This window comes from Actinomycetospora chlora (assembly GCF_039542135.1).
Classification (GTDB): domain Bacteria; phylum Actinomycetota; class Actinomycetes; order Mycobacteriales; family Pseudonocardiaceae; genus Actinomycetospora; species Actinomycetospora chlora.
This window is the reverse complement of the sequence record NZ_BAABHO010000080.1, coordinates 1-23143: the sequence shown is the minus strand read 5'-3', so window position 1 is coordinate 23143 and position 23143 is coordinate 1. Positions and strand designations below refer to the sequence as shown.

Annotated in this window: 25 protein-coding genes; 2 read left to right on the top strand and 23 right to left on the bottom strand. The window is 76.5% G+C overall.

The annotated features are described in order from the left end of the window. A partial coding sequence (locus ABD994_RS29435) for a DUF222 domain-containing protein (protein WP_345424571.1) occupies positions 1 to 673 on the bottom strand: 673 nt, incomplete at its 3' end. Positions 674 to 819: 146 nt separating this feature from the next. After that, positions 820 to 1209 (bottom strand): DUF4229 domain-containing protein, encoded by a 390-nt coding sequence (locus ABD994_RS29430; RefSeq protein WP_345424568.1) that lies wholly within the window; start codon positions 1207 to 1209, stop codon positions 820 to 822. Positions 1210 to 1396: 187 nt separating this feature from the next. Here ABD994_RS29430 and ABD994_RS29425 point away from each other — a divergent pair, with 187 nt between their 5' ends. Both ABD994_RS29425 and ABD994_RS29420 read left to right on the top strand, forming a co-directional pair. Beyond that, positions 1397 to 1600 carry a BldC family transcriptional regulator gene (locus tag ABD994_RS29425; RefSeq protein ID WP_133830047.1) on the top strand — a complete coding sequence of 68 codons (204 nt, stop codon included), beginning with the start codon at positions 1397 to 1399 and terminating at the stop codon, positions 1598 to 1600. Positions 1601 to 1821: 221 nt separating this feature from the next. Next, the gene (locus ABD994_RS29420) at positions 1822 to 2085 is read left to right on the top strand and encodes a hypothetical protein (RefSeq protein WP_345424565.1); all 264 of its coding nucleotides are present in this window, start codon (positions 1822 to 1824) and stop codon (positions 2083 to 2085) included. A gap of 69 nt (positions 2086 to 2154) precedes the next feature. On the opposite strand, the gene ABD994_RS29415 is transcribed toward ABD994_RS29420, so the two are convergent. From ABD994_RS29415 to ABD994_RS29315, 21 genes are all read right to left on the bottom strand, one after another. Further along, entirely contained in the window at positions 2155 to 3510 is a 1356-nt protein-coding gene (locus tag ABD994_RS29415) for a MinD/ParA family ATP-binding protein (protein WP_345424562.1), read from the bottom strand. A 72-nt stretch (positions 3511 to 3582) separates the two neighbouring features. After that, a complete protein-coding gene (gene ccsB / locus ABD994_RS29410; protein WP_345424559.1) occupies positions 3583 to 4554 on the bottom strand; it encodes a c-type cytochrome biogenesis protein CcsB in 972 nt (323 codons plus the stop codon). After that, complete coding sequence (gene resB, locus ABD994_RS29405; RefSeq protein ID WP_345424556.1) at positions 4544 to 6280, bottom strand: cytochrome c biogenesis protein ResB; 1737 nt, start codon at positions 6278 to 6280, stop codon at positions 4544 to 4546. Before resB ends, ccsB begins: the two co-directional genes overlap by 11 nt. Positions 6281 to 6285: 5 nt before the next feature. Then, positions 6286 to 7122 carry a cytochrome c biogenesis CcdA family protein gene (locus ABD994_RS29400; protein WP_345424553.1) on the bottom strand — a complete coding sequence of 279 codons (837 nt, stop codon included), beginning with the start codon at positions 7120 to 7122 and terminating at the stop codon, positions 6286 to 6288. Between the two features lie 87 nt (positions 7123 to 7209). Next, positions 7210 to 7968 carry a hypothetical protein gene (locus tag ABD994_RS29395; protein WP_345424550.1) on the bottom strand — a complete coding sequence of 253 codons (759 nt, stop codon included), beginning with the start codon at positions 7966 to 7968 and terminating at the stop codon, positions 7210 to 7212. A gap of 295 nt (positions 7969 to 8263) precedes the next feature. After that, a complete protein-coding gene (locus ABD994_RS29390; protein WP_345424547.1) occupies positions 8264 to 8644 on the bottom strand; it encodes a zinc-ribbon domain-containing protein in 381 nt (126 codons plus the stop codon). A gap of 34 nt (positions 8645 to 8678) precedes the next feature. Continuing rightward, positions 8679 to 9257, bottom strand: a complete 579-nt coding sequence (locus ABD994_RS29385; protein WP_345424544.1) for a TlpA family protein disulfide reductase — start codon at positions 9255 to 9257, stop codon at positions 8679 to 8681. A gap of 1 nt (position 9258) precedes the next feature. Continuing rightward, positions 9259 to 9885 carry a histidine phosphatase family protein gene (locus tag ABD994_RS29380; protein ID WP_345424580.1) on the bottom strand — a complete coding sequence of 209 codons (627 nt, stop codon included), beginning with the start codon at positions 9883 to 9885 and terminating at the stop codon, positions 9259 to 9261. Positions 9886 to 9923: 38 nt separating this feature from the next. After that, positions 9924 to 11177: a glutamate-1-semialdehyde 2,1-aminomutase gene (gene hemL / locus ABD994_RS29375; protein WP_425550150.1), complete on the bottom strand. Its 1254-nt coding sequence runs from the start codon at positions 11175 to 11177 to the stop codon at positions 9924 to 9926. 107 nt (positions 11178 to 11284) lie between these two features. Continuing rightward, a complete protein-coding gene (locus ABD994_RS29370) occupies positions 11285 to 13429 on the bottom strand; it encodes a serine/threonine-protein kinase (protein ID WP_345424538.1) in 2145 nt (714 codons plus the stop codon). Between the two features lie 94 nt (positions 13430 to 13523). Next, a complete protein-coding gene (locus tag ABD994_RS29365) occupies positions 13524 to 13898 on the bottom strand; it encodes a hypothetical protein (RefSeq protein WP_345424535.1) in 375 nt (124 codons plus the stop codon). Next, positions 13895 to 14368: a hypothetical protein gene (locus tag ABD994_RS29360; RefSeq protein ID WP_345424532.1), complete on the bottom strand. Its 474-nt coding sequence runs from the start codon at positions 14366 to 14368 to the stop codon at positions 13895 to 13897. The genes ABD994_RS29365 and ABD994_RS29360 overlap by 4 nt, the downstream gene beginning before the upstream one ends. Beyond that, positions 14365 to 14787 (bottom strand): hypothetical protein, encoded by a 423-nt coding sequence (locus ABD994_RS29355; protein WP_345424529.1) that lies wholly within the window; start codon positions 14785 to 14787, stop codon positions 14365 to 14367. The genes ABD994_RS29360 and ABD994_RS29355 overlap by 4 nt, the downstream gene beginning before the upstream one ends. 8 nt (positions 14788 to 14795) lie before the next feature. Next, positions 14796 to 15770, bottom strand: coding sequence for a porphobilinogen synthase (gene hemB, locus ABD994_RS29350; protein WP_345424526.1), 975 nt, complete (start codon positions 15768 to 15770; stop codon positions 14796 to 14798). Between the two features lie 30 nt (positions 15771 to 15800). Beyond that, on the bottom strand, positions 15801 to 17450 hold the full coding sequence (locus tag ABD994_RS29345; RefSeq protein WP_345424523.1) for a bifunctional uroporphyrinogen-III C-methyltransferase/uroporphyrinogen-III synthase: 1650 nt from the start codon (positions 17448 to 17450) through the stop codon (positions 15801 to 15803). A 41-nt stretch (positions 17451 to 17491) separates the two neighbouring features. Continuing rightward, complete coding sequence (gene hemC, locus ABD994_RS29340; RefSeq protein ID WP_345424515.1) at positions 17492 to 18496, bottom strand: hydroxymethylbilane synthase; 1005 nt, start codon at positions 18494 to 18496, stop codon at positions 17492 to 17494. Beyond that, the gene (locus ABD994_RS29335) at positions 18493 to 19899 is read right to left on the bottom strand and encodes a glutamyl-tRNA reductase (RefSeq protein ID WP_345424510.1); all 1407 of its coding nucleotides are present in this window, start codon (positions 19897 to 19899) and stop codon (positions 18493 to 18495) included. The genes hemC and ABD994_RS29335 overlap by 4 nt, the downstream gene beginning before the upstream one ends. Continuing rightward, on the bottom strand, positions 19896 to 20690 hold the full coding sequence (locus ABD994_RS29330) for a redox-sensing transcriptional repressor Rex (protein ID WP_425550149.1): 795 nt from the start codon (positions 20688 to 20690) through the stop codon (positions 19896 to 19898). The genes ABD994_RS29335 and ABD994_RS29330 overlap by 4 nt, the downstream gene beginning before the upstream one ends. Before the next feature lie 352 nt (positions 20691 to 21042). Then, positions 21043 to 21705: a hypothetical protein gene (locus ABD994_RS29325; RefSeq protein ID WP_345424507.1), complete on the bottom strand. Its 663-nt coding sequence runs from the start codon at positions 21703 to 21705 to the stop codon at positions 21043 to 21045. Beyond that, entirely contained in the window at positions 21706 to 22290 is a 585-nt protein-coding gene (locus ABD994_RS29320) for a hypothetical protein (protein WP_345424504.1), read from the bottom strand. Continuing rightward, the gene (locus tag ABD994_RS29315) at positions 22287 to 22655 is read right to left on the bottom strand and encodes a glutaredoxin family protein (RefSeq protein ID WP_425550148.1); all 369 of its coding nucleotides are present in this window, start codon (positions 22653 to 22655) and stop codon (positions 22287 to 22289) included. Before ABD994_RS29315 ends, ABD994_RS29320 begins: the two co-directional genes overlap by 4 nt. Between the last annotated feature and the right edge of the window lie 488 nt (positions 22656 to 23143).

Here is a 23143-nt window from a genome sequence, read left to right as displayed (position 1 = left end):
GGGCGTCGACCCGGTCACGCATCGCCAACCCCGACGTCGCCGCCACATCCACCAGTGACAGGGTCGCCGTGCCCGACGGGTTCGCCTGCAGGATCAGCCGCCCGTTGCGGCGGGCGCGGGCCTCGCGCCGAGCCGCCCAGTCCGGGTCGAGCTCGACCGCGACCTGCGCGATCCGCGCCATCAGCTCGCCCACCGGCAGCCCCGGCGCCTCGGGCAGCACCACGTCGCACAGGTGGCGGGCAAGGTCATCGGGCAGGTCCGCGGTGCCCTCGCAGAACCGCACCGCGCGGGCCTCGTCGAGCCGGCCCTCCCACAGGGCCTGACCGACCGCGGGTAGCCGCACCTCGAGATCCTCGGCCAGCCCCAGCTTCCGCGCCGCCATCGAGCGCGACCAGCACAGCACCGCGGCGACCTCGTCACCGGAGAACTCGTCGCAGCCCGAGTACCGCTCGGTCGACCCGGCGCGGGCCCGACCCAGGTGGTGCATCGCGGTCAACGTCCGCGCATCCGCCCGCGCCTGCTGGCGCGCGCACGCCCGCAGATAGGCCGCCAGGTCCTCCCCGGCCAACGCGGCTGGAGAGAGCTCCTCCAGTGCCGAGTCGAGCCCCGGGCCGGGAGCGAGCACGTCCAGGACCGCAGCCACCGCGAGGCGCTGGTCCTGGGCGGTGCTCACGGCAAGAACGCTAGCCCCGACCCCCGACAGTCACGGGCCGAGAACGGCCCCTCGGAGACCTCGTCAGGTCACGAGAGAGTAACGATCCCCTACTCCAGGCCACAGCGCTGGTGACACTCTCGACAGATCAACGGGGAGAGCGCCCGTCACCCCTCGAACGGCCGCTCCGGCGGCGACCCGTCGTCCGGGTCGGCGTCGCCGCGCAGCTCCGCCCGGAGTCGCTCCCGCCGCTCCCGCCGGGAGGCGGTGGCGATGTCGATCTCCCCGGCCAGGCGGGCCCGCAGCCCCCGGAACAGGAACAGCGACAGCGGGAGGGCGACGATGATCGCGGCGAGCAGCGCGATGAGCAGCGGCAGACCCACGGCGACGAGCACGCCGGCGATCACGGCCACCATCACCAGGCGCACACCGACGTAGAGGAGGATGGCGAGGGCGACGGCGCCTGGCGTGCCGGTGGGCTCCGGCCCGGCGGCGCGGAGACGGCTCGGCGCGTCGGTCCGGACGCCCTCGCCGGACCCGGGTTCCTGGGTGCTCACGACCCCAGGGTAGGCGGCCCCCGAGGGGCGCCGGAGACGTCCCTTTTCGCCCTTTATGAACCCTTTACCTGGATACAAGCGTTCGAGTACGTGCGGGGTCCGGTGTCACGATTCTCCGTGTTGTGCCCGCCCCGGCCCTCCGGGTGGAGGCGGGCCCGTTGTGTGGCGATAGGGAAGGTGGAGTGACATGACCATCGCTCACGAGGCCAGCGAGCGGCTCATGACCCCGGGCGAGGTCGCCGCGATGTTCCGCGTCGACCCCAAGACCGTGACCCGCTGGGCCTCCGCGGGCCGCATCGGCTCCATCCGCACCCCGGGCGGTCACCGCCGCTTCCGCGAGTCCGAGGTCCGCACCCTGCTCGACGGGCTCACCAGCGAGGCCCACCACTAGCCGCCGGTCGACCGGCGGCCCACGCCGCCGGTCGGCGGTGGGCGGGCGCACCACCCCGGGCCGGCCCGCTCGTCCCGAGCACCCGACCGTCACCCGACCGTCACCCGACGATCATTTCCCGCACGTCACGCGGACCCACCGCGCGGACGGTAGCGTGGATGGCGATCGGCCCGCGGATCCGTCGCGGCGGCCGGTGACGTCGAGATGCTGGAGGCGTCCGAGTGATCCCGTTCCTCGTGGCCGTGCTGGTCCTGGTCGTCGTGGGGACGTTGCTGTGGAAGGTGATGGCCGCCCAGGCGGCCCAGGCCGGAAACGACGGCGCCCCGGGCGGCATGGTCGAGGACGCACCCACCGGTCCGACCCGGGCGGCGACGCCGCGTCGGCCGCAGCGTCCGCGCCGGCCGGTCGCCCCGGACGACGACCCCGAGTTCCTCCGCTCGCTGGACGAGAAGATCCAGCGCGAGGACCCGCCCTCCTCCTCCTGACGAGGCACGGACACGCCGGCGAGGGGCGCCCCGGACACCCGGGGCGCCCCTCGCGGCGTCTCGGGGACGTCAGCGCGGGATGACGGGGCGGCGCACGCGGGAGCCGGCCCGCCCGAAGTCGTCGGCGACCGTCGCCGCGAGCTCCAGCAACGCCGACCGGGTGCGCGACGACAGCTTCTCCAGCTCGATCTCCGCGCCCTCCTCGAGGTGCGGGTCGAACGGCATCCGCACGACGGCGCGGCAGCGAGCGGCGAAGTGGTCGGCGACGCGGTCGAGGTCGACGTTGCCGGACGACCGCCGCACGTAGTTGATGACGGCCACCGAGCGCGACACCAGGTCGCGGTAGCCGTGGGCGTCGAGCCAGTCGAGGGTCGCCGACGCGCTGCGGGCCCCGTCGATCGACGCCGACGAGACGATCAGCAGCGAGTCCGCGACGTCGAGGACGCCCTTCATCGCCGAGTGCATGAGCCCGGTGCCGCAGTCGGTGAGCACGACGTTGTAGAAGTGCTCGAGCAGCGTCACCGTGCGCCGGTAGTCGACCTCGCTGAACGCCTCCGACACCGCCGGGTCCTGCTCGCTGGCCAGGATCTCCAGGCGCGACGGGCCCTGCGAGGTGTAGGCGCGGACGTCGGAGTAGCGCCGCACCCGGTTGGCGTCGCGCAGCAGGTGGCGCACGGTCGCCGTGGTCTCCAACGGGATCTTCTGGCTCAGCGTGCCGCGGTCGGGGTTGGCGTCCACCGCGATGACGCGGTCGCCGCGGAGGGAGGCGAACGTCGAGCCCAGGGTGGTCGTCATCGTCGTCTTGCCGACGCCGCCCTTGAGGCTCAGCATCGCGATCTTGTAGCAGCCGTGGAGCGGCTGGTTGACCCGCGCGATCAGTTCCCGGCGGGCCGCGTCGCTCGTGCTCTCGCCCGGGTTGACCAGCCCGCCGGTGCCGACGAACAGCGCCCGTCGCCATCCCGTCTGCGGCGGGCGCTTGCTCGGCCGCAGCAGCTGGGCCGACGACAGGTCGTAGGTGCCCGGGCCGGCCGCGGGCGCGCCGGCACCCCGGCCCGGCGTGGTGAAGCGGCCCGCGACGGGGGCGCGCTCGCCCGTCGCCGGCACCGCGGGCGGGCCCGCCACCCGGCCGGTGGGCCCGGCCCCGACCCGCGGGTCGAACCCCGGGTGACGCGGCTGGGCGGCGTCACCGCGCGCGGCCTCGGCGGTGTCGACGCGGCGGGTCGTGTCCGGTGAGTCCGCCGCCGCCGCGACCGCGGGGCCCTCCGCGGCGGGAGCGGGCTCGGCCGCGGGCTCCGGGGCCGCGGCCCGCTCGGCCTCCGCGGGCGCGGACGTGGTCTCGCGGGACGGCCCGCTCGGCGGGGTCGAGCTCCGCGGCGCGGCGTCACCCGCCTCACGCTCGGCGCCGGTGTCGTCCCTGGGTTCCATCGCCGCGGTCCTCCCTCGTCGCCTGCGCGGCGCACCGTATCCCGTCGGGGAGATCCGGACGACCCGGAACGATCAACCCGGCAGCCCCGCATAGGAGTGCAGGCCGGTGACGACGATGTTGACGAAGAACAGGTTGAACACCATCACCGCGAAGCCGACGACGTTGATCGTCGTCGCGCGCCACCCGCGCCAGCCCGCGGTGGACCGGGCGTGCAGGTAGCAGGCGTAGACGATCCAGGCGATGAACGCCGTCGTCTCCTTGGGGTCCCAGCCCCAGTAGCGACCCCAGGCCGCCTCGGCCCAGATCGCGCCGGTGATCACGGCGAACGTCCAGATCGGGAAGGCGATCGCGGTGGCGCGGTAGGCGGTGCGGTCGAGGGCGTCGGCACCGGGCAGGCGCTCGGTCCAGGCGAACCGGGCCGGGTTGGCCGCGTGGGCCGCACGGAACAGGTAGAGCACGCTGGCGACGCCGGCGAGCAGCAGGATCCCCGACGCGATCACCGCGGCCGTGACGTGGATGGCCAGCCAGTACGAGCGCAGGGCCGGCACGACGGGGGCGGTCTGCGTGTAGAGCACCGTCCCGGCCAGGAACATCAGGACGATCACGGGCAGCAGCACGAAGGCACCCAGGCGGCGCAGCTCGGGGCGGCGGCGGAGGACGACCAGCCAGGCCCCGACCGCGACGAGGCAGATCGCCGCGGTGAACTCGTACATGTTGCCCCACGGCACCCGCTCGGCCGCGAGACCGCGGACGACGAGCATCGCGAGGTGCAGGGCGAAGCCCAGGACGGTCAGCGAGACGCCGGTGCGCCCGAAGCGCTCGGCGCGGGACCGGCCGGGTCGGCCGTCGCCGGTCGCGGTGCCCGTCGCGTCGTCCGTCCCGCCGCCGACCGGCACCGGCACGCGGGCGGCCTCCGCGACCGGCGCGGTGTTCCGCAGCAGCGCGTGCTCGACCGCGTGCAGGATCATCGCGAGCACGTAGACCGCGAGGGCGGAGCCGAACAGCAGGTCGCCGTACGAGCCGAGCTGCGCGTCAACGACCATGGTCGTCCTTCCCGTCGTCACCTGGCCCCGGTCCGGTCTCCCGATCCGCGTCGACCACGTCCTCGGCGTCCGGCGGCACCGCGGGGTCGGGCACCGTCCGGCCCGGACCCTCGGTCCGGGACGGGGCGAGCTCCGCGGCGAGCCGCCCGAACTCCTCGCCGTAGCCGGCGCGGTCGGTGCGGGCGAGCCCCCCGAGCACGACCACCGTACGACCACCTGTCGTAGACGGCAGGGCGGGGGTCGCGCGCACCCAGAACCGGCGCCGCCGCACGGTCAGCGACAGCGTGAGCCCGCCGAGCAGGGCGATCGCGGCGACGAGCACCGCGGCCTGCGCCGGGTCGTGCGACACCTGCAGCGACACCCAGTTCTCGACGCCGTCGAAGCGGATGCGCGTGCCGTCGTCGAGGGTGATCTCGCCACCGGGCTTGATGTTCTCCCGCGCGACGCGCACGAGCCGGCCCTGCTCGACCATGCCCTGGTCGACCTCGAAGATCGACTGCGCGCGGCCCGAGTCGAGGCCGAGGTCGCCGCGCAGCACGTCGACGGCGACCTCCGGGTTGTCCAGCGCCGGGAACACCGAGGTCACCAGCCCGCCGCCCGACGACGTGGGCGCGAACAGCCCAGTGATCGCGAGCTGCGAGCGGCGCCGCTGCGCCTCGTCGGTGACGCCGGGCGGGTCGATCTTCGTCGCGCCCTCGGAGAGCAGCGTGGCCTGGTCGACGGGGCGCCACTGCACCAGCCCGGTGCGCTGCTGCCCGTTCGGGAACGTGACGGTGAAGCGCGGCGCGTAGCCGTGACCCAGCAGGTAGACCCGCTCCCCGTCGACGCGCAGCGGGTCGTTGACCGCGAGGTCGTGGGTCTGCCACGTCGGGTCGCCGGCGGCGACGGCCTCGCCGGTCTGCCAGCGCACCGCCGCGTCGAACGAGTCGGGCTGGCCGTCGGGCCGGAACGTCGCGCGGAACGAGTCCACGGTGAAGCAGAACGGGTCGAGCCCGGTGCCGTCGACCTCGAGGCCGGGCCGGAAGGAGTCGTAGGCGTAGATACCGGAGTTGCAGAACTGGCTGCCGTCGGCCATGACGATGACCTGACCCTCGTAGCCGAAGAGCTTGCCGACGGCGATGCCGAGCAGCAGGGCGACGAGGCTGAGGTGGAACACGAGGTTGCCGACCTCGCGCAGCGCGCCCTTCTCGGCCGAGAGCGTGCGGACGCCGCCCGGCTCGGAGCGCACCGCGACCCGCCAGCCCCGCAGGTGCCGTCGCGCGGCCTCGACCACCGCGTCCGGGTCGTCGTCGGAGGTGCTCTCCGCGTGGTGCGGCAGCCGCGCGAGGTTGCGCGGCACCGACACCGGCTCGGACCGCAGGCCCCGCACGTGCTCGATCGAGCGCGGCACGAGGCAGCCGATGAGCGAGATGAACAGCAGCAGGTAGATCGCCGCGAACCACGGCGTCGCGAAGACGTCGAAGAGCCCGACCCGGTCGAACAGCGGGCCGAGCGTGGGGTGCGCGGTGAGGTAGTCGTCGACGGCGTTGGGGCTCGGGGTGCGCTGGGGCAGCACCGCCCCGGGCAGCGCCGCGACCGCGAGGAGGAACAGCAGGATCAGCGCCGTGCGCATGCTGGTCAGCCCGCGCCAGGTGTTGCGGGCGAGCGCCAGCCCGCGGCGGACGGCACCGGGCCGCGACGGCGGCGGTCCGGCGTCCCCGGGCGGGGCCTGCAGCGTGGAGGTCATCAGGCCTACAGAGGTGTGGTGAAGCCGGCGACGGGGCCGCGCAGCAGGGCGACGATCTCGGCCCACAGGCCGGTGGCGAGCAGCAGCCCGACGACGACGAGCAGCACGCCGCCGACGATCTGGATGCGGCGGCTGTGCGTCCGCAGCCACGCCTGGGCCCGCACGGCGCGGCCGGCGCCGAGGGCGATGAGCACGAACGGCACGCCGAGCCCGACGCAGTAGGCCAGCAGCAGCACGACCCCGCGGACGCCGGCGGCGCCCGCGTCGGTGCCGCTGGCCAGGGCGACCACGCCCGCGAGCGTCGGCCCGAGGCACGGCGTCCAGCCCAGGCCGAACGTGGCCCCGAGCAGCGGCGCCCCGAGCAGGCCGGCCCGCGGGACGCGGTGCGGACGGGTGTCGCGCTGCAGCGCGGGCACCAGGCCGAGGAAGACCAGACCCATCGCGACGGTCACGACGCCCCCGATGCGCTGCAGCAGGGCCTCGTTGGCGAGCAGCGCGTCGGCCAGCCAGACGACCGAGCCCAGGCCGACGACGAACACGACCGTGAAACCGAGCACGAACAGCGCCGCCGCCCCGGCCACGCGCCAGCGGCGCGTCCGGCGGGTGCGGGTGAGGACCGGGAGCTCCCCGGTGACGGCCGCGCGGCGCTCCTCGGCCTGGGCGCGCACCTCGTCCTCGGTGACCGCCGGGGCGTCGGAGCCGACCAGCCCCGCCAGGTAGGCGAGGTAACCGGGCACCAGAGGCACGACGCAGGGCGACGCGAAGCTGACCGCGCCCGCCGCCACCGACAGCAGCACGGCGAGCAGGACGGGGCCGGACGTGGCCACCTCGGTCAGGTTCATGGCAGGACCAGGGTAGGACGGTCCGGTCGGGCGCGCGTGAGCGCGGGCCCCGATCTCCGACGATGTGTCGTAGACGATGCGTCGCGATCAGGCTCCGGGGACGTGGTCGGCGGTGTGGTCGGCGGTGTCGGCGAGGACCCGCTCGATGCCCGCCCGGCCCGGTCCACGGCCGGCCGGCGCGCCGCGGGGCAGCCCCGCGACCAGGGCGAGGAGGAAGCCCGCCGCGCGCTCGAGCGTCGCCGCGGTCAGCGGCCCGTCCCACACCATCAGCGCCGACCCGCCGTCCAGGACGACCGTGCCCGGCGGCTTCGGTCCCGCGGCGAGCCGGGCCAGGGCCGGGGTGAGCAGGGCGCGCGCGGACGCCGCGTCGCGGCCGTGCGCGGTGAACGTCGCGGCGAGGGGACCCGCGTCGAGGTCGGGCAGCTCGCCGAGCAACCCCACCCAGTGCACCGGTGGCCAGCCGCGGGGGTGCAGGACCAGGGTGGGCGCGGCGAGCGGGAGTTCGTCGACCTCCACGACCGCCGTCTCGACCCGCTCGTGGCCGGGGCCGTACTCACTGTTCTGGACGCGCACCCAGCGGTGGATCTCCACCGCCCGCACGACGTGCGGTCCGGCCGCCCGGGTGAGGTCGAGGGCCACGACGCCGCCGCGGTGCCGGGCGCTCGGCCGCCGCCACGCCGAGGGCTCCAGCACGGCCGGCGGCGTGGCCACGTGGTGCCAGCCGTGCTCGGCGGCCCACCGCACCCACGCACCGGCCCGGCGGGCCCGCTCCCGCCGGATCGGCAGGACGATCCCCGCGCCGAGCAGGAGGCCGAACACCAGCGCAGCGGCGACGACCACCAGCATCCACGGCTCCACGTCCGGTTGGACGGCGCGGAGCGGCCGGGATGTTCCACCGAAATCTGGTGGCGGTCCGCGCGGACGGGCTCCTAGCGTGCCCGCCGTGGACATCGACTCCTGACGACGCCGGGACCGCCACCGGTCCCGCGTCCCCCGCTGCCCCTCCCGCCGCCCGCGGCACGGTGCGGAGCGCGCGACCGGGCGCCCCGCGCGCCCTCGGGCCGCGCGAGCACACCACGCCGGCGCACGTGCGCGCGGACTTCGTCGCCCGCCGCGGCGGGTGACGCAACGCCGCCCTTGGTCAGCCCCGGGCGCCCGGGTGCTGGCCGGGGGCGGCGTGGCCGTTGCCGTTCGGGCTCGGCGGGCCCCACTGCTGCTGCGGCGCCGGGCCCGGCCAGGGCTGCTGGGGCACCTGCTGCTGGGGCGGCATCTGCGGGGGCGCCCCGGCCGGGGGCGCCGACGTCAGCGCCTCGGCCTGCTGCTTCTCGATCCACAGCAGGAACCCGCACGCCGTGCACTGGTGCGCGTACCGCGTCCGCACCGGGAAGAGCGGGATGAAGAACAGCGTGAACTTGGTGACCGCCTTGAGCACCGCGTGCGCGGCCGAGCGGTGGCAGTTCACGCACGTCAGCACGACGAGCGCGAGCTGGGTGACGGTGCGGCGGGTGCCGAAGATGATCAACGAGTTACCCCCGGGGAGCGGACCTGCGAGGAGCCTAGGTGGCCGGCGCGGGTTCCGCGGCGATCCGGTCCACCACGGGCTGGAGGTCCGACGCCAGCACCGCGGTGAGGAACACCGCCGCGACCCGGTGGGACCGGTCGAGCACGATCGTCGACGGCACCGCGTTGCGCGGGTAACCGCGCAGCACGAGCAGCGAGCGGCCCGGCGGGTCGTAGATCGAGGGGTAGACGACGCCGCGGTCGCGGACGAAGTCGGCGGCGGCGTCGCGCTGGTCGCGCACGTCGACGCCGAGGAACTGCACACCCCGCGGCGCCGACGCCACCGCGACCTGGTCCAGCGCGTCCGCCTCCGCCCGGCACGGCCCGCACCACGAGCCCCACACGTTGAGCACGACCACCTGGCCGCGGTACGCGTCGCTCGAGAGCGTCCGGCCCGGCTCCAGCAGGCTCTCGCCGGTGACGGCGGGCAGCACGCCCCGGGACGTCGGCGGGTCGTAGGTGACGGTGGTGCGCCCGCCGGTGCCGCCGAAGGTGAACGCCCCGTCCGGTGCCCCCGACGACGAGCACCCCGCGACCAGCAGGAGCGACGCCAGCGCCAGCAGCAGGGCCCGCACGTCAGGCCCCCGTGGCCGTGGGGTCGGACGTGCCGCCGGGCTCGGTGTAGGCGATGTCGACGAGGCTCTCGTCGTCGAAGACGAAGCTCGTCACCGATCCCAGCGAGCACTCCCGCTTGCGCGGGTCGTGCCAGAGCCGCTGCCCGGCGAGGAAGCGCCGCAGCGTCACGATCGGCAGCTGGTGCGAGACGCACACCGCCTCGTGCCCCGACGCCGCCGCCCGCGCGCGGTGGGCCGCGCCGAGCATGCGGTGCGCGATCTCCAGGTACGGCTCTCCCCACGACGGCCGGAAGGGGTTGCGCAGCAGCGGCCAGTACTCCGGCTTGCGCAGGGCGCCGTCGCCGACCGAGACGTGCAGGCCCTCGAACGCGTTGGCCGCCTCGATCAGCCGGTCCTCGGTCACCGGCTCGAGCCCGAGCGTCGCGGCGATCGGCTCGGCGGTCTCCTGCGCGCGCTGCATCGGCGAGACGAGCAGCGCGGTGACGTCGGCACCCGCGAGGTGCTCCGCGACCCGTTTCGCCTGCTGGCGGCCGGTGTCGGACAGCCCGTACCCGGGCAGGCGCCCGTAGAGGATCTTCTCGGGGTTGTGCACCTCGCCGTGGCGCACGACGTGGACGGTCGTGCGGATCGGTCGGGTCGAGCTCCGCTCCGCTTCGTCTCCCTGGCTCACGGGGCCTCCGCCGCGGCCGCGGCCCGCGCGGCGTGGGGCAGGGCGTCGGCGATGACGCCGAACGCGTCGTCGTCGAGGGCGGCCGAGATGAAGCAGGCCTCGAACACGCTCGGCGGGGCGTAGACCCCGCGGTCGAGCAGCGCGTGGAAGAACGGCGGGAAGCGCCAGGTCTCGGCGGCCCGCATGTCGTCGTAGTTCCGCCCGGCCTCCTCGGCGAAGCGGATCGAGACCAGCGAGCCCGCGCGCTGCATGGTGTGGACGACGCCGGCCGCCGACAGGGCGTCGGTGATCAGGCCGTGCAGCCGGTCGGCGTTCGCGTCCAGCGCCCGGTAGACGTCGTCGGTGGCGTGGCGCAGCGTCGTGAGGCCCGCGGCGACGGCGACGGGGTTCCCGGCCAGCGTGCCGGCCTGGTAGACGGGCCCGGCCGGTGCGAGCTGGGCCATGACGTCGGCGCGCCCGCCGAACGCCGCGGCCGGCAGCCCGCCGGACATCACCTTGCCGAAGCAGTACAGGTCGCCCGCCACGCCCTCGAGGCCGTACCAGCCGGCGGGCGAGACGCGGAAGCCGGTCATCACCTCGTCGACGATCAGCAGCGCGCCGTGGGCCTGGCAGAGCCGTTTGAGGCCGGCGTTGAAGCCGTCGTCCGGTGCGACCGCGCCCATGTTGCCGGCGGCGGCCTCGGTGATGACGCACGCGATGTCCTGGCCCCGCTCGGCGAAGGCGGCGGCGACGGCGTCGAGGTCGTTGTAGGGCAGGACGACGGTGTCGCCGGCCTGCGCGCCGGTGATGCCGGGCGACGAGGGCAGCCCGAAGGTGGCGACACCGGAGCCCGCCTCGGCGAGCAGCGCGTCGACGTGGCCGTGGTAGCAGCCGGCGAACTTGACCACGGCGCTGCGGCCGGTGAACCCGCGGGCCAGGCGCACCGCGCTCATCGTGGCCTCGGTGCCGGAGTTGACCAGGCGCACCTGCTCGACCGGCTCGACCCGGCGGATGATCTCCTCGGCGAGGTCGATCTCGCCCGCGGTGGGGGTGCCGAAGGACAGCCCCGCCGCGGCGGCCTCCCGCACGGCCTCGACGACCGCCGGGTGCGCGTGGCCGAGGATCATGGGACCCCAGGAGCTGACCAGGTCGACGTAGCGGTTGCCGTCGACGTCGGTGAGCCACGGGCCGGAGCCCGACACCATGAACCGGGGAGTGCCGCCGACCGACCGGAAGGCGCGGACCGGGGAGTTGACCCCGCCCGGGACCACCTCCTCGGCCCGGGCGAAGAGCTCGGCGCTGCGGGTGGCACCCGTCGTGCCCGTCGTCGCTGTACTGGTCACCCGGCCAGTGTCCCAGCCGCGGGTGGGTGCCGCCGTCAGGCGGGCAGGCCGTCGGCGGGCGGCGGGGCCAGGCGGGCGACGGCGCGGTCGACCGCGTCGCAGTCGGCGCCGGTGATCTCCACGGAGTACGCGGCCCGGTCCCAGCCGAGCAGCGCGCGGCAGCCGCCGCCGTTCTCGTCGCGGATGTAGGGGCCCAGGCGCGGGCCGCCGGGGGCGCTCCACGTCGTGGCGCCGCCACCGGCCTGGTTGCTGCGCGCGGTGACCTCGGTGCTCACGTCGCCCGGTCCGGCCCAGCGCGCCCACGTCACGGTCGTGCCCTCCGCCCCGGGGCAGCGCCGGGTCTGGCGCGGCACGACGCCCGACGACCCCGGCGCGGTCGCGCCGTCGGCGCAGCCCGCGGCCACCGCCCCCGGGAAGACGGATGCGGGGGCGCGCAGGTCCTCGTTCGTGGGCAGGCCGACCGTCGTGAACGTCTGCGTGACCGGCGCGCAGTCGGCCGTCGCCGTGTACACCTGCAGCACCACCCGCACCCCGGTGTAGGCCGCGACCGCGGTGCACTGGCCGCTCGCGATCGTCTGGAAGTACGGCCCCTGCTCGACGTTCTCGATGTTCCAGTTGCGGAAGTTGTCCGTGCTCGCCGACGTCTGGTACGAGGCGACGCGCTGCTCGGCGTCGGCGGCCGTCGGGTAGAGCACGTAGGCGACGGTCGCGGCGCCGCGGGTGCACTGGGTGACCGACTCCGGGACGACGTTGGTCGCGAGCTTGTAGACGGTCGGATCGCCGGGCTGGCACCCGGTCCGCGTGGCGTCGACGAACATCTGCGTCAGCGCCGGGCCGGGCCCGAGCGCGACGGTCGCCGGCGTGTCGTCGGGGCGCCCGAGCACGACGACGAGCGTCACCACGACGGCCGCCACCAGCACCAGCGCCACGGCGGCGATGCCGACGACGAGGCCGGTGCGGCGCTTGCGGGGCGGCGGGGACCCCGGCGGGGGTCCGGGCGGCATGCCGTACCCGCCGCCCCAGCTCCCGGGGCCGCCCGGGCCACCGGGGCCACCGGGGCCGCCCGGGCCGCCCGGGCCGCCCTGACCCCACGTCGGGACCGGCCCGCCGGGTCCCGGGCCGCCAGGCATGCCCGGCGCCGTGCCGTAGGGGCCGCCCGCCGCGTGGGTGCCGCTGTCCCAGTGGACCCCCCCGCCGCCGACGGGCCCGGTGCCCGGGTACGCCGGGTGGCCCGGCGCCGCGCCGCCCGGCCCGACCTGGGTCTCCCGGCTGCGCTCCGGCGTCGGCGTCCGCGGGGGCGTCGACGGCGACGAGCCTGACCGCGCCCCGACCGCGCGCCGCGCGTCCTCCGCGAGCTCGCCGGCCTCGGCGTAGCGCTGGTCCGGGTCCTTGGCCATCCCCCGCGCCACGACCCCGTCGAGCACGGGGTCGAGCCCGGTGCGCCGGTGCGACGGCGGCTCGGGGTCGACGTTGAGGTGCTGGTGGAGCATCGCGGGCATGTCGCCCTCGAACGGCGTGCGGCCCACGAGGATCTCGTGCAGGAGGACGGCGAGCGCGTAGACGTCCGCGCGCCGGTCGACCGCGGAGCCCTCGAACTGCTCGGGCGCCATGTAGGCCAGCGTGCCGAGCGTCGTGCCGGTGCCGGTGAGGGCCCGCCCCGCCGTGGCCGCCTCGCCGAGGCGCACGATGCCGAAGTCGACGAGGTGCACGAAGTCCTGCCCGCGGCCCGTGGTGACCAGCACGTTGCCCGGCTTGACGTCGCGGTGCACCAGCTCGTGGGCGTGGGCGTCGTCGAGGGCGTCGGCGATCTGCTCGACGATGCCGACCGCGCGGGCCGGGTCGAACGGGCCGTCCTCCCGCAGCACCCGGGCCAGGTCACGGCCGTCGACCAGCCGCATGTCCAGGAAGAGGCGGTTGTCGATGACCCCGAAGTCGTGGATGGGGACGACGTGCGGCGACGCCAGGCGCGCGGCCGTGCGGCACTCCCGCTCGAACCGCTCGCGGATCTCCGGGTCGTCGGCGAGCTCGGGCGAGAGGAGCTTCAGCGCGACCTCGCGGTCGCGGCGGGTGTCGTAGGCGCGGTAGACCTCGCCCATGCCGCCGCGGCCGAGCCGGCGGTCCAGGCGGTAGGGCCCGAAGGTGCCCTCGGTGCCCGCTGTCCGCTCGCCCGGCTCCGTCATCGCTGTCCTCCCCCTGGGGGCTGCGGACGGTCGCCGCGATCACCGCAACGCCGGAGCCCGGACGGAGGATACGGGCGTCACGCCCGCGTGGCGATCACGTCCGGTGATCCGGTCCCGGAGAGATCGCCGCGGTCTCCGCGTCCCCGGCCGGGGCCGCCTCCGGGACGTCCGCGGCGGGGGCCGGCGGGTCGGCCGGCTCGGTCGGGCCGGCCGGATCGCCCGGATCGGCATGCCGGGCCCGGCGGGCGGCGGGCACCGCGACGAGGGCGACCAGCACCGCGGCGACGCCCGCGACCGTGCCGCCGAGCAGGGCACCGCCGACGAGGTGCAGCTGGCGGATCGGGGTGACGAGCAGCCCGCCGGTGGTCTCGCGCACCTGCACCCCGAGCACGAACAGGACCACCGCCGCGGCGGCGAGCACGACCGCGGCCGCGCCGAGCAGCGCGGCCCGGCGTCCGGGACGGCTCACCGGTACGCCCGCTCGCGCAGCAGGTCCTCGAGCGCCCGGCGCAGCCCGGCGCCGTCGCGCGCCCACGCCACCGCGCGGGTGCCGTCGGTGAGGCGCAGCACCACCGGGGACAGCCGGCGCGGCACCACGGGCCCGTCGCCGAGCACCCGCACGCCGTGGTGCTCCTCGTCGGGCGGGCGCAGCGAGGTCACGTGCGACATCGGCAGGCTCGTCGTGCCCTGGACCAGCCGCGACGGGGTCAGCTCCACCCGCAGGAAGCGCCGACGCGTGCGCACCAGGACGAGCGTGTAGAGGAACACCAGCAGGCCCACGCCGAGCCACAGCGTGTACGAGGCGCCGCCCGGGGCGAGGCTCTCCAGGCCGATGCCGGCCGCGGCGAGGACCGGGCCGAACACCAGCACCCACGGCCGGGAGCCGGACTCGGCGAAGAGCACGGGCTCGCCGTCGCCCTCCGCCGCCCCTGCGCTCACCGTGACCGCCCGAACCACGCGCGCGCCGCCGGCACGTGCAGCAGCACCGCGCCGGCCGCGAACGCCACGAAGTAGACGCCGCCGACGCCGAGGAACGTCAGCTGCACCAGACCCGCGATGCCGAGCACCGCCCCGATGCCGGTGAGCGCCGAGCGGGCCGGCCGGGAGCCACGGGCCAGCGCGCGGGTGGCGACGAGGGTGCCGGCCCCGATCGCGAGCAGCACCACGGCGGTGAGCACCAGCGAGCCCGCGCCGGTCGCCGGGTCGGCGCTCCCCACGGCCGCCGCGATACCGAAGAGCAGGCCGGTGCCCACGAGCAGGACCCCGAGCACCACCCACAGCACGACGGCCACGGTGACCACGGTCGGCCGCCCGTCCTCGTCGTGGGGCGGGGTGACCTCGCGCAGGGAGTCGCTCATCGCCGCACTCAGCGGTCCAGCCAGCCGGCGGCCTCGGTCGCCCAGTAGGTGAGCACGACGTCGGCGCCGGCCCGGCGGATGCCGGTCAGCGTCTCGAGGACCGTGCGCTCGCGGTCGATCCAGCCGCGCTCGGCCGCCGCGGAGATCATCGCGTACTCGCCGGACACCTGGTACGCCGCGACCGGCACGTCGGCGGCGTCGGCGACCCGGCGCAGCACGTCGAGGTAGGCCATGGCCGGCTTGACCATCACCATGTCGGCGCCCTCGTCGAGGTCCAGGGCGACCTCGCGCCCCGCCTCGCGGGCGTTGGCCGGGTCCTGCTGGTAGGCGCGCCGGTCGCCCCGCAGCTGGGAGTCGACGGCCTCGCGGAACGGGCCGAAGAACGCGCTCGCGTACTTCGCCGAGTAGGCGAGGATCGCGGTGTCGCGGAACCCCGCCTCGTCGAGCGCCGCCCGGATGACGCCGACCTGGCCGTCCATCATCCCGCTGGGCGCGACGACGTGGGCGCCCGCGCGGGCCTGCGCGACCGCCATCTCGGCGTAGATCGGCAGCGTCGCGTCGTTGTCCACCTCGCCGCGGGCGTCGAGCACCCCGCAGTGCCCGTGATCGGTGAACTCGTCGAGGCAGGTGTCGGCCATGACCGGCAGCGCGTCCCCGACCTCGCCCCGCACGTCGCGCAGCGCGACGTTGAGGATGCCCTCGGGATCGACCGCCCCGGACCCGGTCGCGTCCCGCCGCGACGGCACGCCGAACAGCATGATCCCCCCGACGCCGGCCGCGGCCGCCTCGGCGGCGGCCTTCCGCACGGTGTCGCGGGTGTGCTGGACGACGCCCGGCATCGACGAGATCGGGCGCGGCGCGTCCACGCCCTCGGCGACGAACACCGGGAGCACGAGGTGCCGCGGGCGCACCTCGGTCTCCGCGACGAGACGCCGCATCGCGGGGTTCACCCGCAGGCGGCGGGGACGGTCGGTGGGGAACATCGCGTGGCCAGACCTTCGGCTATCGGGGGATCAGCGCTTGCGGGCCTTCGTCTTGCGCGGCGGGGGCAGGGCGCCCTCGGCGCGCAGCCGGGCCGCGTGCGAGGCCAGCGCCTCGACGAGCGCGGGCACGTCGGCCGTGTCGGGCTTGACGTCGACGCGCAGGCCGAACTCGACCGCCGTCTCCGCCGTCTTGGGCCCGATGCACGCGACGATCGTGCGCGCGTGCGGCTTGCCCGCGATGCCGACGAGGTTGCGCACCGTCGAGGACGAGGTGAAGCAGACCGCGTCGAACCCGCCGGTCTTGATCGCCTCGCGCACCGGCGCGGGCGGCGGCGCCGCGCGCACCGTGCGGTACGCGGTGATGTCGTCGATCTCCCAGCCGCGCTGCTGGAGCCCCTCGGCGAGGGTCTCGGTGGCGATGTCGGCGCGCGGGAGCAGCACGCGGTCCACGGGGTCGAGGACGTCGTCGTGCGGCGGGAAGACGTCGAGCAGGCCCTCGGAGGACTGCTCGGTCTCCTCGTCCGGCACGAGCTCCGGGTGCACGCCGAAGGAGCGCACCACGTCCGCGGTGGCCTCGCCGACGCACGCGATCTTGACGCCGGAGAAGGCACGGGCGTCGAGGCCGAACTCGCCGAACTTCTCCCACACGGCCCGCACCGCGTTGGCCGAGGTGAACACGACCCACTGGTAGCGGCCGTCGACCAGGCCCTTGACCGCGCGCTCCATCTGGGCGGGGCTGCGCGGGGGCTCCACCGCGATGGTGGGCACCTCCTCGGGCACCGCGCCGTGCACGCGCAGGCGGTCGCTCATCGCGCCCGCCTGGTCCTTGGTGCGGGGCACGAGCACGCGCCACCCGTAGAGGGCGCGGGACTCCCACCACGACAGCGTGGCGCGGTCGGTGACGGCGTCGCCCAGGGTCACGACGAGCGGTCCGTCGAGCTCGGCGCCGTCGCCGGCCAGCTTGTCGAGGCTCGTCTCCACGGTGCGCTGGCGCGAGCCGGTGCCCGCGGTGGTGACCAGCGCCGGCGTGCCGGGCTTCCAGCCGTTCTCCACCAGGGACGCGGACGCGCCGGCGAGCTCGGCGGCCGTGGCCTGCAGCACCAGCGGGCCGGGGGCGACGGCGAGCGACGCGTAGTCGACGGCCTCGCCGGCGGTGAGGTCGACCGAGGTGTGGGCCGGGCCGAGGGCGACGCCGGCGTAGGTCGGCACCGCGGTGTCGGCGGGCATGCCGGGCACGACGTCGAACGGCACCCCGGCCGCCGCGACGGCGCGGACCTCGATGACGACGTCGGGGCGCGTCAGCGGGTCACCGACGACAAGGCGCACCACCGACGCGCCGCCACGGGCCTCGGCGATCGTGGTCTCGGCCAGCGCGGCGGGGTCGTCCGGCGCCGGGCCGGCGCCCGCCGCGCCGAGGGTCGGGTCGTCCGCGGCGAAGCTCGCCGCCACGACGGCATCGGTGGCCGGGCCGCCGGAGACGGGGTCGTCGGCGGGCCCGACCGGGCGCACCGTCGTCGACGCGGGCAGCAGGCCGAGGACGTCGGCGGGCACCCCGCGGTCGGCCACCACGAGCGTGGCCGCCGCGAGGGCGTCGCGGGCGCGCACGGTCAGCAGCCCGGGGTCACCGGGCCCGCTGCCGACGAAGGCGACCCGGCCGGCGGTCGTCGAGGGTGCTGTCATGTCTTCCGTTCCCATCGTGGTGTCTCCAGTGGCGGGCGGGGTCACGCGCCGGGTCCGATCCCGGTCGCCCCCTTGGGCTCCGCCCCGTCGGCGAGCAGTTCCTCGGCCAGTGCCTGGCCGATCCGCTCGGCGTCGTCTGTCTCTCCGGTCGCGGACGCGCGCACGAGGGCACCGTCCGCGGTGGCGGCCACCGCGCGCAGCGACAGCCGTTCGACGACGTGACCGTCGTCGTCGAGGTCCTCCACGACCTCGGCGAGCGCCCCGACGGGCGCGTCGCAGGGGGAGCCCAGGCCGGCGAGGACCGCGCGCTCCGCGGTCACCGCGACGGCCACGGACCCGTCGTGCAGCGTGGTGCGCAGCAGCTCGGCCAGGGGTGCGTCGTCCGCGCGGCACTCGCACGCCAGCGCGCCCTGCGCGGGCGCCGGCAGCACCTGCACGGGGTCGAGCACCTCGGTGGCCTCGCCGACCCGTCCGAGACGGGCCAGCCCGGCGCGGGCGAGCACGACGCCGTCGAGCTCGCCGCGCGTGACCTTGCCGATCCGCGTGTCGACGTTGCCGCGGATCGGTACGAGCTCCAGGCCGAGGCCCAGCGCGCCGATCTGCGCGACCCGCCGCGGGGACCCGGTGCCGATCACCGAGCCCGGCGGCAGCTCGCCGAGGACCATCCCGTCGCGGGCGACCAGCGCGTCGCGCGGGTCCTCCCGCGCGGGGACCGCGGCCAGCACGAGGCCGGGCACCCCGGCCGTCGGGAGGTCCTTGTAGGAGTGCACGGCGACGTCGATCTCGCCGGCCAGCAGCGCCTCGCGCAGCGCGGTGACGAACACCCCGACCCCGCTGCCCGCGATCGGCGTGCCCGCCGCCTGCGTGCGGTCGCCCTCGGTGGAGATGGTGACGACCTCGACGGTCGCGCCGGTCTCGCGCAGCGCGGAGGCGACGATGTCGGTCTGGGTGCGCGCGAGCAGGCTCGCGCGGGTGCCGATCCGGATCGTGCGGGCGCCGGTCGCCCCGGTGTCGCCGGTGGTGCCCGGCGCGTCGGTGAGCGTCATCGCCGCCCCCTGCCGCGGGTGTCGACCGACAGGGCCTGGTCGACGTCCTCGCCGGGCTCGACACGGGCCGCGGGTGCCGCCGGCCCGGACACCGTCTCGGTGGCCGCCAGCACCGCGGGCGTCTGCGGGTCGAGCTCGAAGAGCTCCCGCAGCGCCTCGGCGTAGGTGTCGCCACCCGGGGCCTGGGCCAGGCGCTTGACCTGCACGGTCGGGGTGTGCAGCAGCTTGTCCACGACGCGGCGCACGGTCTGGGCGACCTCGCCGCGGGAGCGGTCGTCGAGGTCGGGGAGCCGCCCGGTCAGCCGCAGCAGCTCGGCGTCGACCACCTCGGCGGCGCGGCGGCGCAGCGCGGTGACCGTCGGCGCCACCTCCGCGGTGCGCTGCGCGGCGAAGTAGGCGCGCACCTCCTCGGCGACGACGGCGCGGGCCTCCTCGACCGCGCGGCCGGCGCTGGCCGAGCGCAGCCGCTCGCCGAGGGCGGCGAGGTCGACGAGGGTGACGCCGTCGAGGTCCGCGACCCGTGGGTCGACGTCGCGCGGCAGGCCGAGGTCGCAGACCACGAGCGGGCGTGCGGCGGTGTCGCGGCCCGCGAGCGCCGCGCGCACGACGTCGAGCCCGACGACCGTGCCCACCGCGCCCGTGCACGCCACGACGAGGTCCGCGGCCGCGATCTCGTCGCGCAGCGCGTCGAGGCCGGCGGCGCGGGCCGTCGCCCCCTCGGCGCGCAGCGACACCGCGAGCCGCTCGGCGTTGGCCTCCGAGCGGTTGGCCAGCACGAGGTCGTCCACGCCGCCGCGGCGCAGGTGGGCCGCCGAGAGCGCGCCCATCGACCCCGCGCCGACGATCGCCGCGCGCCGGCCGACGAGCCCGTCGAGGGCGGCCTCCGCGTCGGCGAGGGCCTCGGAGACCACCGACGCGCCGGCGGCGTCGATGCCGGTCTCGGCGTGGGCGCGCTTGCCGACGCGCAGCGCCTGCTGCGCCAGCTCGTGCAGCACCTTGCCGGCCGAGCCGAGCTCGCGGGCCTCGGCGTAGGCCGCGCGGAGCTGGCCGAGGATCTGCGCCTCGCCGACGACCATGGAGTCCAGGCCCGCGGCCACCGAGAACAGGTGCTCCACGGCCGAGCCGGCGTAGTGCACGTAGAGGTGGTCGGTGAGGTCGGAGACCTCGGCGTGCGCGTGGCGGGCCAGCACCGAGGAGACCTCGGTGAGCCCGCCGTGGAACGTCTCGACCACCGCGTAGATCTCCACGCGGTTGCAGGTCGAGACGAGCATCGCCTCGGTGACGTGCTCGCCGGTGAGGAGGTCGTCGAGGACCTTGCGGGTGTCGTCGCCGGAGACGGCGACGCGCTCGAGCACCGGCACCTCGGCGGTGCGGTGCGAGACGCCGACCAGCAGCAGGCTCATCGGGTGACCGCCTCTCGCGGGGCGGCGCCCGCCGTCGAGGGCGAGGGCCGGGCGGCCGGCACGGTGCCGTGCCGGCGGGCGACGTGGAAGGACAGCACCTGCATCTCCACCGCGAGGTCGACCTTGCGCACCTCCACCCCGGCCGGGACGGCCAGGACGGTCGGCGCGAAGTTGAGGATGCTCCGCACGCCGGCGGCCACGAGCGCGTCGCAGACCGGCTGGGCGGCGGGAGCGGGGGTGGCGACGACGCCGATCGTGACGCCGCGCGCGGCGCACACGGCGCCGATCGCGTCCACGTGCTCGACCTCGACGCCGGCGATCGTCGTACCCACCAGGTCGGGGTCGACGTCGAAGAGCGCCGCGACGGGGAAGCCGCGCTGGGCGAAGCCGCCGTAGCCGGCGAGCGCGTGCCCGAGGTTGCCCACCCCGACCAGCGCCACCGCGTGCGGGCGCGTGAGCCCGAGCGTGGCCTCGACCTCGGCGGTCAGCCGCGAGACGTCGTAGCCGACACCGCGGACGCCGGAGGAACCGATGAGCGAGAGGTCCTTGCGCAGCTTCGCGGAGTTGACGCCCGCGGCCGCGGCCAGCTCCTCGCTCGAGACGGTGCCCCGGCCCTGGTCGAGCAGCGAGGTGAGCACGCGCAGGTAGACCGCCAGGCGGGCCACCGTCGCGCCGGGCACGGGGCGCGCGGCGTCGTCCGCCGTGGCGTCGCCGGGCCCACGCACCTCCCCGGAGGATCGGGTCGGGGACACCGCGCGCCGGGAGGGGCGGGTGCCGCGGTCGACCGTCACGTCCGGGCGCCTCCTGTCATCCCTCGTCGCTGTTCCCGGGGGCCGCACGGCACGCTGTCGTCGCTCGTCGCGTGACGTCCGCGGTCGGTGCTCCACGTGGACGTCCCCGTTCCGGTGACGGACAACGCTAGCGCTCGTGAACGCACGCACAAAATCGCCGCGACCCCGGCGAGCGTGGGCTCGACCACCCTGCGCACCGCCGCGGACCGCGCCGTGTCGGGCGCGCGACGTGCCGACCGCCGGCCGCACTCCAGTCTGCCAGCCGGCGCGCCGCCGCGCCGTGCCCGAACGGCCCCCGAGCAGGACGGGGCGGTGCCCGGCGGTCCTCGTGCGCCGGTCGGTGACCGCCGTCTCAGACGGTGAGCGCGTCCGGACCCAGCGCTCCGGCGGTGGGGTCCGCCGGTGCGGTGGGCGGCCGTCCGAGCAGGAACCCGGCCGTCGCGCCGTGCATCGCGGCCACGGGGGCGACACCTGCGGCGAGCGAGAGGGCGGACGGGCCGGTGAGCCGGTCGGTCATCGCGGTGACCGTCGCGGCGACCGTCCCGGTGACGTCCGCCGCGAGGCCCAGGAGGTCGACGGGAGCCAGCGCGGCGCCGAGCCGGGCGCGCAGCGCGGGCTCGATCGACAGCGGCGAGCCGTCCACGGCGGGCTGGCCGGCGGCGGTCAGCACCCGGTTCCACGCGTCGGCGTGTGCGACGTGCTGGGCCGCCGACCCCGACAGGTAGGCGGTCACGACGCCGGGCACGGCGCCGTAGCGGCCCTGCCCCGCGCCCGCGGCGGCCTGACCGAGGAGGTCGCCCGCGAGCGCGGACAGGGCGGCCCCGAGCGCGACGAGCGCGGCCTCGCCCGTGTAGGTCGGCGCGGCGGTCGTCGTGGTCGGCGTCGTGGTGCCGGCCGGCGGGCCGCCGGGCGCCGGGGGCCCGGCCGGGGCCTCGTTCGAGCACGCGGCGACGGCGGCGGCGCCCGCCAGCGCGCCCAGGCCGAGGAGGAAGCCGCGTCGCGGCAGGCCGGCCACCTACACCGCCCCCTCGGTCGACGGTGACGCCTTCTCCGTGGGGAAGAGGACGTCGGGGAAGCCGACGGTGCCGACCCCCGGGGGCAGCGCGCCGAGGTCCGGCGGCACCGCGACCAGCGCGGCGCCCCCGCTCGACAGCAGCGCCTGCAGCGTCAGCAGCAGCGCCTTGCGCCGGGCGGCCGCCGCGGCGTGGCCCGTGACGGTCCGGCGCACGGACGGGGCGGCGAGGTCGACCACGTCGCGCACCAGCGTCTGGGCGAGGACGTCCTCGAGGGTCAGCGCCAGCCCGACGACGTCCCCCGGACCCCGCACGGTCGGCAGCGCCTGGGCCACGACGGGGGCGTACCGGGGGTTCGGCGCCTGCTGGACCCGGCCGCCGGCGGCGCGCGTCGCGTCCGCGAGGTCCGTGCGGGCCCGCGCCAGCTCGTCGAGCGCGGCCGCGATGAGGTCCCGCAGGGGCCCGAGGGACGTCGACCCGCCGCCGAAGGGCAGCGCCTGCAGCGACTGGTAGGTGCTCAGCGTGAGCACCGTCAGCGACGAGGCCGTCTGCAGGACCGGGACGTCCCCGGACACGGGCGTGGTCACGGGCGCCCCCCGCCCTGCAGCGCGCGGGCGAGGTCGTCGGGCTCGAGACGCCACGTGCCGATCTCGACGCCGTCCACCAGCGTCACCGGGATGCGGTCGCCGTACTCGGCCCGCCACTCGGGGTCGGTCGCCGGGTCGTCGACGTCCAGCACCGTGTGCTCCTCCCCGACGCGCCCGCAGATCTCGGCCACCACGCCCTCCATCCGGTCACAGGTCCGGCAGTCGGCCCGCACGAGGACGACGACACGGACGGGGTCGACTCCCCCGGACGGGTCGGGAGGATGGCCCGCGGACACGTCCGGACGACCGCCGGTCGCACCGCCCACCGACGTCGTCGCCCGCTCGCCGGACCGTTCGTCCGCCACCGGCCGGTCGCCTCCCTCCCACGTGCCCCGAGTGCACCGCCCGGCGGCAGTCTCCCACGGTGCACAGGGCCCCCCGCGGAGCCCCGAGATACCGCCGTTCGGCCGCTCGTCGCACCGTCACCGCAGGTCGGAGAGGGTCGGCCCCCACGGGGGCGCGCCGGTGTCGGGGCACCTCACGCCGCACGTATGCTCCCCCGTCGACGCCCCTCACGGGGGCTTCCCGTCGGGATCGTCGACGAGAGGGAGAGGGCATGTCCGACGCTGCCGGTCGTCACGACCGGTCGTGCGCGCGGCACCCGCGGCCCCTCACGACGGCCCCGTCCTGCCCGCCCCCGGCTCCCGGAGCGCCGTGAGGCGCGCCGCACCCGACCCCGCCGACGAGCCCGGCCGCGGTCCGGGCCGGGAGGGCGCCCGGCGCGGCCGCCCGGGCGGCCGCGGGGCGACGGGGACCGAGACCCCGCCCGAGCCCCTGCTCGACGCGCGCGGCC